We start from the raw sequence: 13,311 nt of genomic DNA, 5'->3' as shown, positions 1-13,311 counted from the left end.
GAGAACAGAGAGAGGGATGATTCCGAGGAAGGACGAATTTGATATAATTTATCTGCGTTTATCTGTGTTTATCTGCGGTTGAAAAAGGGAGTTGATTGACCGCAGATGAAAATTGATTGATGCGGATTTAGATCGCGCTTTCGGTTTTGGTGGTAGGCTGGGAATGTGGGGTGTAGCGGAAGGGCGATCGGTTATTTATGGATGCTGAAGAACTTTTAGAAAGATACGCCAAAGGCCAACGGGACTTTCAAAAAGCAGAGTTAAGTGGGATAGACCTCAAAGATGCAGACTTGAGTGGAATATGGCTATCTAGTGCAAATCTGTCGGGAGCTGATTTGAGTGAGGCAATCTTGACCAATGCAAACCTCGAAGGAGCAAACTTCAGTAGAGCATCCCTGGTAGGAACAAACTTAATCGGGGTGACAGGTAATAGTGTCAACTTCAGTTTTGCAGACCTCAGCGGTGCTGATTTGAGTATGGCAAAGCTCACAAGTGCTAACTTGAGAAATACTAAACTGGACAATGCAAACCTAAGTGGTACTCAATTAATCAGTGTATCGTTAACTAAAGCTTCTCTGAAGGAAGCAAATTTAAATAAAGCAAGTCTGGAAGGGTCAAATTTGACGAGGGCAAACTTGACAGGAGCAGAATTGAGTCGAGTTAACTTACGTAGTGCTAGTCTCGAAGATGTCAATCTCCAGAAAGCTAAACTTAGAGGTGTCAATCTGTCTGGATTTAACTTATCAGGCGTGAATCTGACTGAGGCGGATCTTGGTGCAGCAAACCTCACAGGGACAAATTTGAAAAAAGCCTGTCTGGAAAGGACAAATCTCGAAAGAGCGAGTCTTCAACAAGCAAATTTGATGATGGCAAGTTTGGAGGGAGCCAACCTTAAGAAAGCAGACTTGACTGATGCTAAAACCTATGGTTGGAATATTAAGACTGCCGACTTCACTGATGCGATAATGCCAGATGGAGAAATCTACGAGCCAGAAACCTCTAAAATAGAAATCGACACCAAACAAACTTATCAACAAGAATCGCAAACAGTAACATCTATGACGCGCAAAATTATTCGTACTGACAAAGCACCGGCACCCGTGGGCCCTTACAATCAAGCGATCGCCGCTACGGGCACTATGCTGTTTGTAGCTGGCCAAATTGCGATCGACATTAGACTAAATGATATTGTCTACACCGACGATGTGGCAAAACAAACCGAACAAGTTATGGCAAATCTCGAAGCGATTCTCACAGAAGCCGGCGCTACTTGGTTGGATGTGGTAAAAACTACGGTTTTCCTCAAAGATATGAATGATTTTGCCGCCGTGAATGCGGTTTATGCGAAATATTTTGATGCGGAAACTGCACCGGCGCGCGCTTGTGTGGAGGTTTCGCGTTTGCCGAAAGATGTCTTAGTTGAGATTGACTGCATTGCGGTTATTTAACGTGAGTTAGTGTGCTGACCTGGCCGGAAGAGCGATCGACGTGCCAGCTATATAGAGTCTGACTCCTCAAGCTGCAATAGTCTTAGGAATGAGAATTAAATAACTTCCACAAGATTGTGGGACGGGCGGGACGCCCGTCCTTTTTGGACGGGCGGGACGCCCATCCCACAATAACAATTAAAATTGTAAGTTATTTAATTCGCGATCCTTACTTCTTCAAATTAGCAGGAGGAGTTTCAGGTACAACCCAGTAGTAGACAGTTCTGCCGTCCACTTTTACTACCTGCTCAGGTTTCCAGTCGCCCATATCGAATTCATGGGACACAATGCGCGTACCTGGTTTTAGACTGAGTAATTTGGGGCGCAGTTTTACGTTGAGTTCTGGCAGGAGATAAAGCGTGACAACTGTTGCCTCACTGAAGTCTGTTTGGAATAAATCTTCCTGACGAAACTGGACACGATCGGTAACGCCAGCCTTTTTGGCGTTCTCGTTAGCTTCTCGAATGCGTTCTGGGCTGATGTCAATACCAATGCCCCGCGCGCCAACCTTTTGAGCGGCTGCAATCACAATCCTACCGTCGCCACTACCCAAGTCGTAAACTACGTCATTGGCTTGCACGTTTGCCAGCCGCAGCATTTCATTCACAACCGGTACAGGGGTTGGAACGTAAACGACATCGGGTTGACGGGTGGGAGCTTCTGTTGTGGGGCTAGGAGTCGCTTGAGCCACATCGGAAACAGAATTAGTTGGGGATGCGGCAGCCGGAGTTGGAGCCACTGTCTCAAAGTTACGTTGTTGGGTACAGCCGATCGCAGCAAAACTGAAAATGCTAACGCCAACAAAGAATGATTGCCTAATGGTTTTGAGTTGCACGATTGTAAATCTCCAAAAAAAGTTGCTATGTAGTGTGACGGGCAAAGGGAATACCCAGTAGAACAACGATGACCCCTACGATCGCGCCGATGCCTGTATAAACCAGACTGGAATAGAGCAAATAGCCACAAATGGCGCAGAACACTATGGGAACGATCGGGTAAAGCGGTACGCTAAACGGGCGGAGTCGATCGGGTTCTCGAATGCGTAAAACAATCAAGGACAGGGTGCTGATCAAAAAGAAAAACCAGAAGATGGGCGCAGTGTAGTCCACCATTGTTTCAAATCCTTTGCGGGTGAAGGTTCCCAGCCCAATCAGCGTCAGGGCGATCGCACCTTGCAATAAATAAGCGGTTGTGGGTGAACTCGGATGCGGGTGCCAGCGTGCCAACCAGCGAAATGCCGACCTATCCTGCCCCAGAGCAAAGCTGCTGCGTGCCCCCGTAAAGATGCTGGCGTTGATCGACCCCAGCGTGGCGGTCACAACCAGTAAACTCACAAACGCGGCTCCTGGTTCACCCAGCACTCGCCGCAGTAAATCTGATGCAACGGCTTGAGAGTCGGTCATGCCTGCGATACCCAATCCCCGCAGATATGCCAGATTAATCAGCAGATAAAGTCCTGTAATGATGCCAATGCTCCAGAGGAACGATCGCAAAATATTGCGCTGTGGGTTGTGAATTTCGGCAGAAATGTAAGCGGCTTCATTCCAACCACCATAGGACAGCAGCACGAAGACCAGCGCTAAGCCCCAGGAAGAGGTACGGGAGGCATCGGAGGAAAGGGCCGGGACGGGAGGAGGGGAGGAGGCCAGACCCACTACGATGACCAGCAGTAAGCCTAAAACGAGTATCACCGCTAGCCCGTTCTGGAGGCCTTTACTCTGGCGCAGTCCAATGATGTTGAGCATTGTGAGCAGGGCGATCGCGACTGCTGCGTAAATTGCAGGGGAGTAGCCACCTAGTGGAAGTAGCTGAGAGGCATAGTCGCCAAACACAAATGCCAGCAGCGCGATCGATCCAGTCTGAATCACGGTCATGCGTGCCCAGGCAAATAAAACTGCGATCGGTTGCCCAAATGCCCGTTTCAGGTAGTAGTAGTTGCCGCCGACATGGGGATATGTCGTGGCCAATTCGGCGTAGCAAAGTGCCCCCAGCAATGACACAACACCGCCTATCAGCCAGACTCCTATGACACCACCAACCGTTCCGGTATTAGCAGCGACCAGAGCAGGGGTTTCAAAAATGCCTGCGCCGATTACTAGCCCGACAATCAAGGCGATCGCATCAATTAGACTAATAGAGGGTTTTGGAGTCCCTGTTTGGGGTTCGTTACGTTCCACCAGTGCAGTGTTCTCTAATCTATCCACAGTTTTAGCTTCTCAACGAGTAGAATTTTTTACGACACCCAGGCTTAAACCAATTTCCGTTTTGCCCAAAAGTCCGGCGCCGACTCAGAAGAATTAGAATTCCTGCGATACCAGAAATTAAATAAAAAGAGTTGCTGGAAACGTGAACTGTTCATCCTTAAAAATCTATTTAGGAGAGGGTTGACAATCAAGGTCTACTCTTAGCTTCCACAGCAAATGTGACTCAAAGGTGACAATCCCCACATTTTTCCAATTAATGACTCAGAACAGGTTCCCATGCTTCGATGGTTTGCAGGATAATCAAACCAGAACGAACCATTGCTTGCAGTTGAGGTAGCATCTACCAAATCCGCGTCACGAAATCAATACATGAGCGCTTCGATCGCCAATCAGACAACCGCACAGATAATCCAGAAACGGCACTCAGCCTTTTGCAAGATGAGCAACTCTACACGATCTTGCACAATAGCAATCATGTTGTTGAATGGTTAGAAGCACTGGATTGCTAGATCAGGGCTTGGTATTGTCGGCAAATTTTTGGCTCAAAAGTGATTAAACGACGATCGATCGTGTCTACAAGAAAAAGTGATTTGAACAGGTGGAGCAGCGGCGTTAGCTGTTTTCTTTGATTCACAAAAATTGATGGCAATTGGAGCATAGCTCAAAAGTAATTAGTAGGTAAAAAGGCATGAAACGAACAAACATTCTTAAAAGTGGGCTAATTTTGAGCATCATGGGTCTAGTGGGCTGCAATTCTCCCCAGGCGCAGGTGCGCGAAACACCGGCTTCTGTCCAAATCAGTAGTGAAACGCAACAGGCACAAACTAATCAAACTGCCCAGCCAGCCAGTTGCAAATTGGTAGAAAACGGGTTTGGTCCGCAGGGGCAGGTGAGTGTACGGGTGGAGGAAGTGGTGACAGGGCTGGATGTTCCCTGGGGGATTGCCTTCTTACCAAACCGCGATCTGCTTGTTTCTGAACGATCGGGACGGGTGCGGCTAGTGCAAAATGGCAAGCTGCGCCCCCAAGCGATCGCCACCATCAATGTCAGCGATCGTGGTGAAGGTGGATTACTGGGCATTGCCACTCATCCCGATTTTGCCAATAACCGATTCTTTTATGTGTATTTCACGGCCAACCAAAATGGCACTCCAGTGAATCGGGTGGAACGCTGGCAGTTGTCCCAAGATGGGGTGAGTGCAACCCGCGATCGCACCATTGTTGACAATATTCCCGTTGCTCAATTCCACAACGGCGGACGGATTCGGTTTGGTCCCGATGGGATGCTTTATATTGGCACCGGAGACGCCAGAGATCCAAACCTTTCTCAGAATGTCAAAAGTCTTGCAGGCAAGATTTTGCGCGTCACCCCTGATGGCCAGGTACCCGCTGATAATCCCTTCCCAGGAAATCCAGTTTATATCCTGGGGATTCGCAATACTCAGGGGTTTGATTGGGTCAATGTATCGACTCTGTGGGTCAGCGATCATGGCCCTAGTGGCGAGTTAGGGCGATCGGGACACGATAAAGTCAGTGTTGCCCAGGCAGGTGATAATTTGGGCTGGCCCACTATCTACCGCTGTGAATCACAGCAAGGATTAGTCACCCCTGCGATCGTGTGGCAGCAGGCATTACCCCCCGGAGGAGCCACCATCTACACAGGCAGTGCGATTCCTGAATGGAAAGGCAACCTCATCGTTGCAGGACTGCGGGCAGAGCAATTGCAGCGAATTGTCATTGATCCTCGATCGGGTCAGGTGCAGCAGCATGAAGTGTATTTGCAGGGGCAGCAGGGACGGCTCAGAGAAGCGATTATGGGCCCCGATGGGGAATTGTATGTAACCACCAGTAATTGTGATGGTCGCGGCAGTTGCCCACCAGAGCAGGACAAGATTCTTCGCATTACTCGCTGAGTCAGTTTTTGAACCTGTCACCTTCTGATCACTTTTGGGCTTCAAATTGAAAACAGGTAGAGAATTACGATCGCTCGATCGATTGCTTTACCTGTTCTTTTATGAGTTGAATGGGTAATTCTAATGCTAGATCTCTGGTACAAAAATGCCATCATCTATTGCATCGATGTCAAAACCTTCATGGATGCGAATGGTGATGGCATTGGTGACTTTGCAGGCTTGACTGAGCGCGTTGATTACCTGTCTGGGTTGGGCGTTACCTGCATCTGGCTCATGCCTTTCTATCCATCTCCCAATAAAGATAATGGGTACGATGTGATGGACTACTACAGCATCGATCCTCGTTTAGGAACATTGGGAGATTTTGTTGCATTCACCCATAGGGCAGAAGAACGAGGAATTCGGGTTATTGTGGATTTGGTTGTCAACCATACATCAGATCAGCACCCCTGGTTTCAAGCAGCTTGTAGAGATAAAGCATCCAAATACTGGAACTACTACTTGTGGTCAAAAGAGAAACCGCAGGATTTGCTAGAAGGTATTATCTTCCCTGGTTTTCAGAAAGCGACGTGGACATATCAACCAGAAGCAGAAGCCTATTATGCCCATCGGTTCTATGACCATCAGGCTGACTTGAATATTACTAATCCTGAAGTCAGGATAGAGATTCAAAAAATCATGGGGTTTTGGTTGAGGTTGGGCGTATCTGGGTTTCGGATTGATGCCGCTCCCTATCTCATTGAACTGAGACAGGCTGATAACCTGTTTGAGCGAGTCGATGATCCTTACATCTACATTGATGAACTGCGGAATTTTCTTTCCTGGCGACGGGGAGATGCGATTTTGCTGGCAGAAGCCAATGAACCTCCCGAAGCACTATCCAGGTATTTTGGGGATGGCAACCGGATGCAAATGCTGTTTAACTTTTGGGGAAATCAACATTTAATGCTTGCCCTGGCACAGGAAACAGCAACTCCACTAATTGAAGCATTTAAAGAATTGCCAGATGTCCCCCCCATTGGGCAATGGGCAAACTTTATTCGCAATCATGATGAACTGTCACTCGATCAACTCTCCAATGTTCAGCAAGACGAAATTGCAGGGGCATTTGCGCCCGATCGCGATCGAATGTGGATTTTCGATCGCGGTATCCGTCGTCGATTTGCTCCTATGGTCAAGGGCGATATTCAGCGACTGCGACTAACCTATAGTTTGCTGCTAACCCTACCAGGCACGCCAGTGATTAACTATGGCGAAGAATTGGGTATGGGCGATGACTTATCATTGAAAGAGCGCGATCCGGCTCGGACACCAATGCAATGGTCGAGTGCGCCCAATGGTGGATTTTCGACGGCCCAGGCCGATCAACTCCTCCTTCCTGTTATTTCCGAAGGCGAATACAGCTACGAGCATTTGAATGTCAAGGTTCAACGTCGAAACCCTGACTCGTTGATCAACTGGATGGAACGCGCCATCCGCGTGCGGAAGGAATCCCCAGAGTTTGGTTGGGGCGCATGGCAAATCTTGGAGGCAAATCACCCCAGTGTATTCGCCCATCGGTGTGAGTGGGAGGGCAGGGTGGTTATTGCCGTACATAATCTGGCAGAAGCTGCCTGTACAGCAACATTGACGCTCAAAGAGGATGCTAACAAATATTTGATTGATTTGTTTGAAGATCAGCCGGATCAGGCGATCGTGGATTCCTCTCATAAAATTCATCTCAAAGGCTACGGTTACCATTGGTTTCGCGTGGGCAACCAGCCTTTTTAACCGATTTCCATACAAGGAAGAAGTATTGTGGTTCCCCTTCACGACAACAATCCTACCCGAATTACTCCTTACGTCAATTATGGGTTAATTGGTATCAACATCGTTATTTTTTGGTATGAGGCAAGTTTATCAGCTCCGCAATTGCAGAGTTTTGTACAAGCCTATGCGGTTGTTCCGAATCAATTAACTACCAGTTTTCAAAGTGGTGATCTCACACAAATTCTACTTCAAGCGATGACACTCATTACCTCGCAGTTTCTGCATGGAGGCTTTTTGCATCTGGGTGGAAATATGCTGTTTTTGTGGGTATTTGGCAACAACATCGAAGATCAGTTGGGACATATCAAGTTTTTGATTTTCTATCTGCTTTGTGGAGCCTTGGCAGGGTTGGCGCAGTGGTTTTTCTCGATGCAGTCTACGGTGCCTGCGTTGGGAGCTAGTGGGGCGATAGCGGGTGTCCTTGGAGCTTACATTCTTCGCTTTCCTCACGCTAAAATTCTGACCTTGGTTCCGTTAGGATTCTTTATAACAACTTTCCGTATCCCGGCAATTTTCTTCCTGGGCTTTTGGTTTGTCCAACAAGCTTTGTACGGTATTGCCAGTTTGCAGATACGCAGTAATGTCGGCATGGAAGGTGGTGGTATTGCTTACTGGGCACATGCGGGAGGATTCGTCTTTGGTGTCCTTCTGGGTCCTCTCTTTGGTCTCTTTGCGTCAAAAGAGCGTTAATTTCAGAAGCGATCGATCAATTAGTCAAGTAATCTGGGAGGGTGACAAAAAGGTCTACAAACTAGGCATAATCAGGGTGGCAGCCCCCTATACCTGTTGATAAAAGCGACGCTTATTTCGAGTTTTCATTAAGTCTTGCACAGATTCATAATATCGTTCGAGATAATTTGCCCACTGCTCTCCCTCTTGCACGCCTCCCTGTACTCCGTTTGCCGTATTTTTGGCATTGAGGTATGTCAAGAAATCTGTGTAGCTTGCTCCGGCGACTTTCGGCTGTTCTTGGATAGGGAAATACCCGTGGAACCAGCTCTAACCTGACATTGATTTAATTATCCACAGTGGTTCAAAGTCAAGCGAGAATAAGCCATTGGGCTATATAAAAACTGGCCGGACTATTGATCTAAAATCTAAAATCTAAAATCTAAAATCTAAAATCGATTGACTTGTTTTTCTGATTGTATCAAGCAAACCAAGATTTTAATTAACATAAACTGAGCCTGTGTCAGTTGTTTTTGTAAATGGGTCTGATAGGATGTCCGTAGCATTTTTTTAGGATAGGCTAGCTTGTCACAATTCGGCGGTCGATTTTTTTTACCGCAACGAAGCTCAACCTTTGCCCCATCTGGGTTTCAAGTGGGCTTGTCACCCCGCCAGCCGGGAATAAAAAATTTTGTCATTTTTTAGTCACATTTACTTGTGACTCTAAAATATAAGAGCTTAAACGCTTAGATCATATCTTTTTCAGTCTGAGTCGAATCGACTCCAATGCTAATTAGCTCATGGCTAATCAGTAGAAGGAAATTAATAAGGACTTTGATGGCCTTTGATGAATCACCCTTTACACCCTTTCTCTTTGAGCAAGCGCTTACCCTAGCAGAACAAGAGAATGCTGTTTGCCAAGTTTTCCATTGTATTGACCCATCTCACTTGAGTCAGTACACTCCCATCACTTCCCTAAGTGCAGGAGAGGAGAAAAATCAAAAGCTATGGCGGCTTTACCAGCAGAAGTAAATCTGTGGCAGATGTCAGTAGACTTTATCTACGAAAAGGGAAAGTCAGGACGGGCGATTTGCCATGTATAGCAATCCGATCTGAGTCTCACAACACAACGCCCTCTTGTCTTCGTAGACTTGTTGTATAGCAAGACTTTCAGATTTTACGGATCTAGAAAATCACTTAGGATTGCTATATCTCGACAATGGGGAGCAGACCTTATTGTTGTGCTAGCGCAACCAAAAGGTTAGCCGAGGTGCTAGTACGGAGTGTCAGTAACTATGTCGTTCCTCATCCTCCTTGCTCAATCCTGGTGATTTCAGGCGAAGCTCTTAGCGAAGCAAGAGCTACTGCAGATCGTGCTGGCTTTTCCGAATCTGTCAAACCGTCTTTTTTATCTCATTGAATTGACCGAAAACGATGAAAAACTTTTTACAACAACCTATCCGTTTTTTGATAGCAGGAGCTGCGGTAGTCCTGCTGATCATTTCCTGTCAATCGACACCACAGGCGCAGACATCCCAGACATCCCCCTCGACGACTCAACCATCTGCTGTCGCATCACCGGGTGGGGAACTGAGCGCCTACCCCGCGCAACTACCGCCGTTGCCCTATGAGTATGGTGCATTGGCGAAAGCTATTGATGCCGAAACCATGAAGCTTCATCACGATCGCCATCACGCCTCTTATGTTGAGAATCTCAATGAGGCATTAAAGCAACAGTCGAATTTGCAGAACCGTAGTGTTGAAGCTTTGCTACGTGACCTTAACAGTGTGCCGGAAGCTATTCGCACAACTGTTCAGAATAATGGGGGTGGGCATTTAAACCACACGATTTTCTGGCAAATTATGAGTCCCAATGGGGGTGGGCAACCTACTGGTGCAGTTGCTGAAGCCATCAATCAAACCTTTGGGAGTTTTGAGAACTTTAGAAAACAGTTTAACGAAGCGGGGGGCGGTCGCTTTGGCAGTGGTTGGGTTTGGTTAGTTCGTAATTCCCAAGGACAACTGCAAATTACCACAACGCCCAATCAGGACAATCCGATTACCGAAGGCTTATACCCAATCTTGGGCAACGATGTCTGGGAACACGCCTATTATCTGCGCTACCAAAATCGCCGCGCTGAATATCTGACCAATTGGTGGGATGTGGTCAACTGGGAAGAAGTAAACCGACGGTTTCAACTCGCATCCCAACCATAATCGTCTAGGAGTTTGCTGTCAACTACCCACCACTAATCGGAGTACCGATATAGTGGGGGCACAGAAATTGCAGAGTTGACCAGTTTAAGTGTTAAATCACTACGTTTAAGGTAAGCGTTAAAGACCTACCAGAGAATGCGTTGCTAGTTCTCTGCTCTAGAACTTAAAAGTTAAACAGGTGTAAGGGTTAAGCCAGTGCTTTTAAGATAGTTACCGACCTTAAACATTGACGAAGCGAACATTACCCCGAAAGGGAGGACTTAAATGTCTAATTTTGTTTTTGTACTTGATACCCAAAAACGACCGCTCAATCCAATCCACCCAGGAATAGCTCGTAAGTTGCTAATTAATGGCAAAGCCGCTGTTCTTAAAAGGTATCCATTCACACTAATTCTCAAAGTAGAGGTAACAGCAACCCGAAAACCAATCACTCTTAAAATAGATCCGGGTTCTAGAACCAGCGGGTTCGCATTAGTGCAAGGGGAAAAAGTAATCTTTGGTGCAGAACTAACTCACCGAGGTCAAGCTATTAAAGCCAGCCTTGAATCTCGTCGTTCATTGCGTAGAGGAAGGAGGAATCGCCATACTCGCTATCGTCCAGCTAGATTTCTAAATAGGACTCGCCCTAAAGGTTGGCTAGCGCCCAGTTTGCAACACCGCCTTGAAACAACTCTAACATGGGTGACTAGATTGAGGAAACTGGCCCCCATTGCCTCTATTGTTCAAGAACTTGTACGGTTCGACTTACAACAATTAGAAAACCCAGAAATTTCTGGAATCGAGTACCAGCAAGGCGTTTTGTGTGGCTACGAAGTCCGCGAATACTTGCTAGCCAAATGGGACAGAAAGTGTGCTTACTGTGGTGTTACAAATACACCGTTACAAGTCGAGCATATTCATCCCAAAGCTAAGGGTGGTTCTAATCGCATTTCTAATCTTTGCCTTGCTTGTGAAAATTGCAATATCAAGAAAGGAACTCAAAATATTGAGCAATTCCTGTCTAAAAAGCCAGAGGTTTTAAAACGGGTTTTGTCTCAAGCAAGGCGTTATTTAAAAGACGCAACAGCAGTCAATTCAACTCGTTGGGCATTATTTAATCGACTCCGTATGACTGGTTTGCCTGTTTCTACTGGCAGTGGGGGCTTAACAAAGTTCAATCGCACTCGATTAAATGTAGCTAAAACTCACTGGCTAGATGCAGCTTGTGTTGGGAACGTTGAATCGCTGAAGATTTTAACAAACAAGCCGTTGTTAATTAAAGCTACTGGGCATGGGACGCGCCAAATGTGTCGTACCGATAAGTTTGGATTTCCATGTCGCTATGTTCCCCGGCTTAAGTTTGTTAAAGGTTTTCAAACTGGAGATATGGTCAAAGCAATCGTTACTTCTGGTAAGAAAGTTGGTAAATACTTTGGGCGTGTTGCCGTTAGAACGAGTGGTTCATTTAATATTTCCGCATCAAAATTGGTGTCGGGGGTTAGCCACAAATATTGTTCAATTATTCACAGAAAGGATGGTTATTCGTATGCAGCATAAACCTTGCCCCCCTTTTCCTCCCACCACTGACCTGAGTACAGGTTCAGTGGGGGTCTCCAAGGGGGAAAACAGATGAGAAGGTTGTTGATGCATAGCCCGAGCGCTGTTGCTGTTCTCTGGATTGTAGGGTATCTGTCACTAACTCTATTTCCCCTGTTGGTGCTGTTACTGCATCCGGCTCCCTCTGGACGTGGATTCTGGACTGAGTTTTCGGTAGCGCTGGGCTTTATTGGTTTGGCGATGATGGCGTTGCAATTTATCCTGACGGCCCGCGTCAATCGGATCGAAACCTCTTACGGGATTGATATCCTGCTGCAGTTTCATCGCTATACCTCACTGGTGGCATTTTTCATGGTTCTGGTACATCCAGTTATTTTATTTATTGCTCAACCGGAAACCCTGCAACTACTCAACTTTCCCCAGGCCCCTTGGCGGGCGCGGATGGCTGTCTTGGGTACACTGGCATTTCTGGCAATGGTGGTGACAACTATCTGGCGCAAACCACTCAAGATTCCCTACGAACCGTGGCGAGCCTCTCACACCATTCTGGCAGTGGTGGCAGTGGGATTCGGCTTTGCACATGCCCTCGCCGTTGGCAATTATTTAGGCTTGTTCTGGAAAGCTGTGCTATGGGGAGGCATTATTCTCGTCTCGCTCTGGCTAATCGTTTATGTGCGGTTGGTCAAACCCTGGTTGATGACTCAAAAGCCCTACGTGGTAGAGGAAGTGCTGCCCCAACGGGGTGATGTCTGGACGCTGGCATTGCGTCCGCTGGGACATGAAGGCTTTACCTTTGAACCCGGTCAATTTGCCTGGTTGACGCTGAATATTACCCCGCTGAGTATGCGAGAACATCCGTTTTCGATGTCGTCTTGTGCCGATCGCGCCGATCGCATCGAGTTTGGTATCAAAGCGATCGGAGATTTCACCAAAGGCATCAAAGATGTTCAACCGGGAACGAGAGCGTATTTGGATGGGCCCTATGGCGTATTTACGACCGAGCGCTATTGGGACAGCGCTGGCTTTGTGCTGATTGCCGGTGGAGTGGGGATTACACCCATCTTCAGCATCCTGTTGACAGCGGCGGAACGAAAGGACGATCGCCCCTTTTTGCTGATCTACGCGGCTTCCTCCTGGGACGACCTGACCTATCAAGAAGAGCTAGACGCTTTAAAGGAAAAATTAGATCTATCGATCGTCTATGTGTTGCGAAAAGCTCATGACGATTGGGCAGGTGACACAGGTTATGTTGACCAAGCATTATTGGAAAAATACATTCCTCTTCATCGGGGCAGTCGGCATTACTTTGTCTGTGCGGCTCCGGTGATGATGGATGCAGTTGAGCGGGCGTTATTTGAACTAAATGTTCCCGTCACGAACGTTCACATGGAACACTTTGATTTAGCTTAATGGGGGGCTATGCGTTACAGTATCATGTTGCAACTGGTAGCAGGCACAACGCTCATTTTGTTGGGAG

General features: G+C 47.1%; 11 protein-coding genes. 8 read left to right on the top strand and 3 right to left on the bottom strand.

Annotation, left to right across the window (positions count from 1 at the left end; translation table 11 throughout):
- The first annotated feature begins 197 nt into the window (after positions 1 to 197).
- Complete coding sequence (locus QUB20_RS13475; protein WP_333246770.1) at positions 198 to 1,448, top strand: Rid family detoxifying hydrolase; 1,251 nt, start codon at positions 198 to 200, stop codon at positions 1,446 to 1,448.
- Positions 1,449 to 1,656: 208 nt separating this feature from the next.
- On the opposite strand, the gene QUB20_RS13470 is transcribed toward QUB20_RS13475, so the two are convergent.
- Positions 1,657 to 2,322, bottom strand: coding sequence for a methyltransferase domain-containing protein (locus QUB20_RS13470; RefSeq protein WP_333232253.1), 666 nt, complete (start codon positions 2,320 to 2,322; stop codon positions 1,657 to 1,659).
- A gap of 25 nt (positions 2,323 to 2,347) precedes the next feature.
- Positions 2,348 to 3,691 carry an amino acid permease gene (locus QUB20_RS13465; RefSeq protein ID WP_333246772.1) on the bottom strand — a complete coding sequence of 448 codons (1,344 nt, stop codon included), beginning with the start codon at positions 3,689 to 3,691 and terminating at the stop codon, positions 2,348 to 2,350.
- A 688-nt stretch (positions 3,692 to 4,379) separates the two neighbouring features.
- Between QUB20_RS13465 and QUB20_RS13460 the strand changes: the two genes are divergently transcribed.
- The 3 genes from QUB20_RS13460 to QUB20_RS13450 all read left to right on the top strand — a co-directional run bounded on the left by QUB20_RS13460 (position 4,380) and on the right by QUB20_RS13450 (position 8,102).
- The gene (locus QUB20_RS13460; protein WP_333246774.1) at positions 4,380 to 5,603 is read left to right on the top strand and encodes a PQQ-dependent sugar dehydrogenase; all 1,224 of its coding nucleotides are present in this window, start codon (positions 4,380 to 4,382) and stop codon (positions 5,601 to 5,603) included.
- Between the two features lie 123 nt (positions 5,604 to 5,726).
- Positions 5,727 to 7,373: an alpha-amylase family protein gene (locus QUB20_RS13455; RefSeq protein WP_333246776.1), complete on the top strand. Its 1,647-nt coding sequence runs from the start codon at positions 5,727 to 5,729 to the stop codon at positions 7,371 to 7,373.
- 27 nt (positions 7,374 to 7,400) lie between these two features.
- The gene (locus tag QUB20_RS13450) at positions 7,401 to 8,102 is read left to right on the top strand and encodes a rhomboid family intramembrane serine protease (protein ID WP_333246778.1); all 702 of its coding nucleotides are present in this window, start codon (positions 7,401 to 7,403) and stop codon (positions 8,100 to 8,102) included.
- A gap of 87 nt (positions 8,103 to 8,189) precedes the next feature.
- Here the strand turns inward: QUB20_RS13450 and QUB20_RS13445 are convergent, their stop codons facing one another.
- A complete protein-coding gene (locus QUB20_RS13445) occupies positions 8,190 to 8,342 on the bottom strand; it encodes a hypothetical protein (RefSeq protein WP_333291406.1) in 153 nt (50 codons plus the stop codon).
- 576 nt (positions 8,343 to 8,918) lie between these two features.
- Here QUB20_RS13445 and QUB20_RS13440 point away from each other — a divergent pair.
- From QUB20_RS13440 to QUB20_RS13425, 4 genes are all read left to right on the top strand, one after another.
- Positions 8,919 to 9,113 (top strand): hypothetical protein, encoded by a 195-nt coding sequence (locus tag QUB20_RS13440; protein WP_333246779.1) that lies wholly within the window; start codon positions 8,919 to 8,921, stop codon positions 9,111 to 9,113.
- Positions 9,114 to 9,515: 402 nt separating this feature from the next.
- Positions 9,516 to 10,298, top strand: a complete 783-nt coding sequence (locus QUB20_RS13435) for a superoxide dismutase (protein ID WP_445299397.1) — start codon at positions 9,516 to 9,518, stop codon at positions 10,296 to 10,298.
- Between the two features lie 264 nt (positions 10,299 to 10,562).
- The gene (gene iscB, locus QUB20_RS13430; protein ID WP_333246781.1) at positions 10,563 to 11,834 is read left to right on the top strand and encodes an RNA-guided endonuclease IscB; all 1,272 of its coding nucleotides are present in this window, start codon (positions 10,563 to 10,565) and stop codon (positions 11,832 to 11,834) included.
- A gap of 87 nt (positions 11,835 to 11,921) precedes the next feature.
- Positions 11,922 to 13,244, top strand: a complete 1,323-nt coding sequence (locus QUB20_RS13425; protein ID WP_333240160.1) for a ferric reductase-like transmembrane domain-containing protein — start codon at positions 11,922 to 11,924, stop codon at positions 13,242 to 13,244.
- The last annotated feature ends 67 nt before the right edge of the window (positions 13,245 to 13,311 follow it).

Source organism: Microcoleus sp. B4-C2, from assembly GCF_036705265.1.
GTDB lineage: Bacteria > Cyanobacteriota > Cyanobacteriia > Cyanobacteriales > Microcoleaceae > Microcoleus.
This window is presented reverse-complemented; position numbering and strand designations above follow the sequence as displayed.

Coding starts and splice junctions, on each gene's coding strand:
- QUB20_RS13455 (WP_333246776.1), top strand. CDS start 5,727: ATGCTAGATCTCTGGTACAAAAATGCCATCATCTATTGCATCGATGTC.
- iscB (WP_333246781.1), top strand. CDS start 10,563: ATGTCTAATTTTGTTTTTGTACTTGATACCCAAAAACGACCGCTCAAT.
- QUB20_RS13475 (WP_333246770.1), top strand. CDS start 198: ATGGATGCTGAAGAACTTTTAGAAAGATACGCCAAAGGCCAACGGGAC.
- QUB20_RS13460 (WP_333246774.1), top strand. CDS start 4,380: ATGAAACGAACAAACATTCTTAAAAGTGGGCTAATTTTGAGCATCATG.
- QUB20_RS13440 (WP_333246779.1), top strand. CDS start 8,919: ATGGCCTTTGATGAATCACCCTTTACACCCTTTCTCTTTGAGCAAGCG.
- QUB20_RS13435 (WP_445299397.1), top strand. CDS start 9,516: ATGAAAAACTTTTTACAACAACCTATCCGTTTTTTGATAGCAGGAGCT.
- QUB20_RS13425 (WP_333240160.1), top strand. CDS start 11,922: ATGCATAGCCCGAGCGCTGTTGCTGTTCTCTGGATTGTAGGGTATCTG.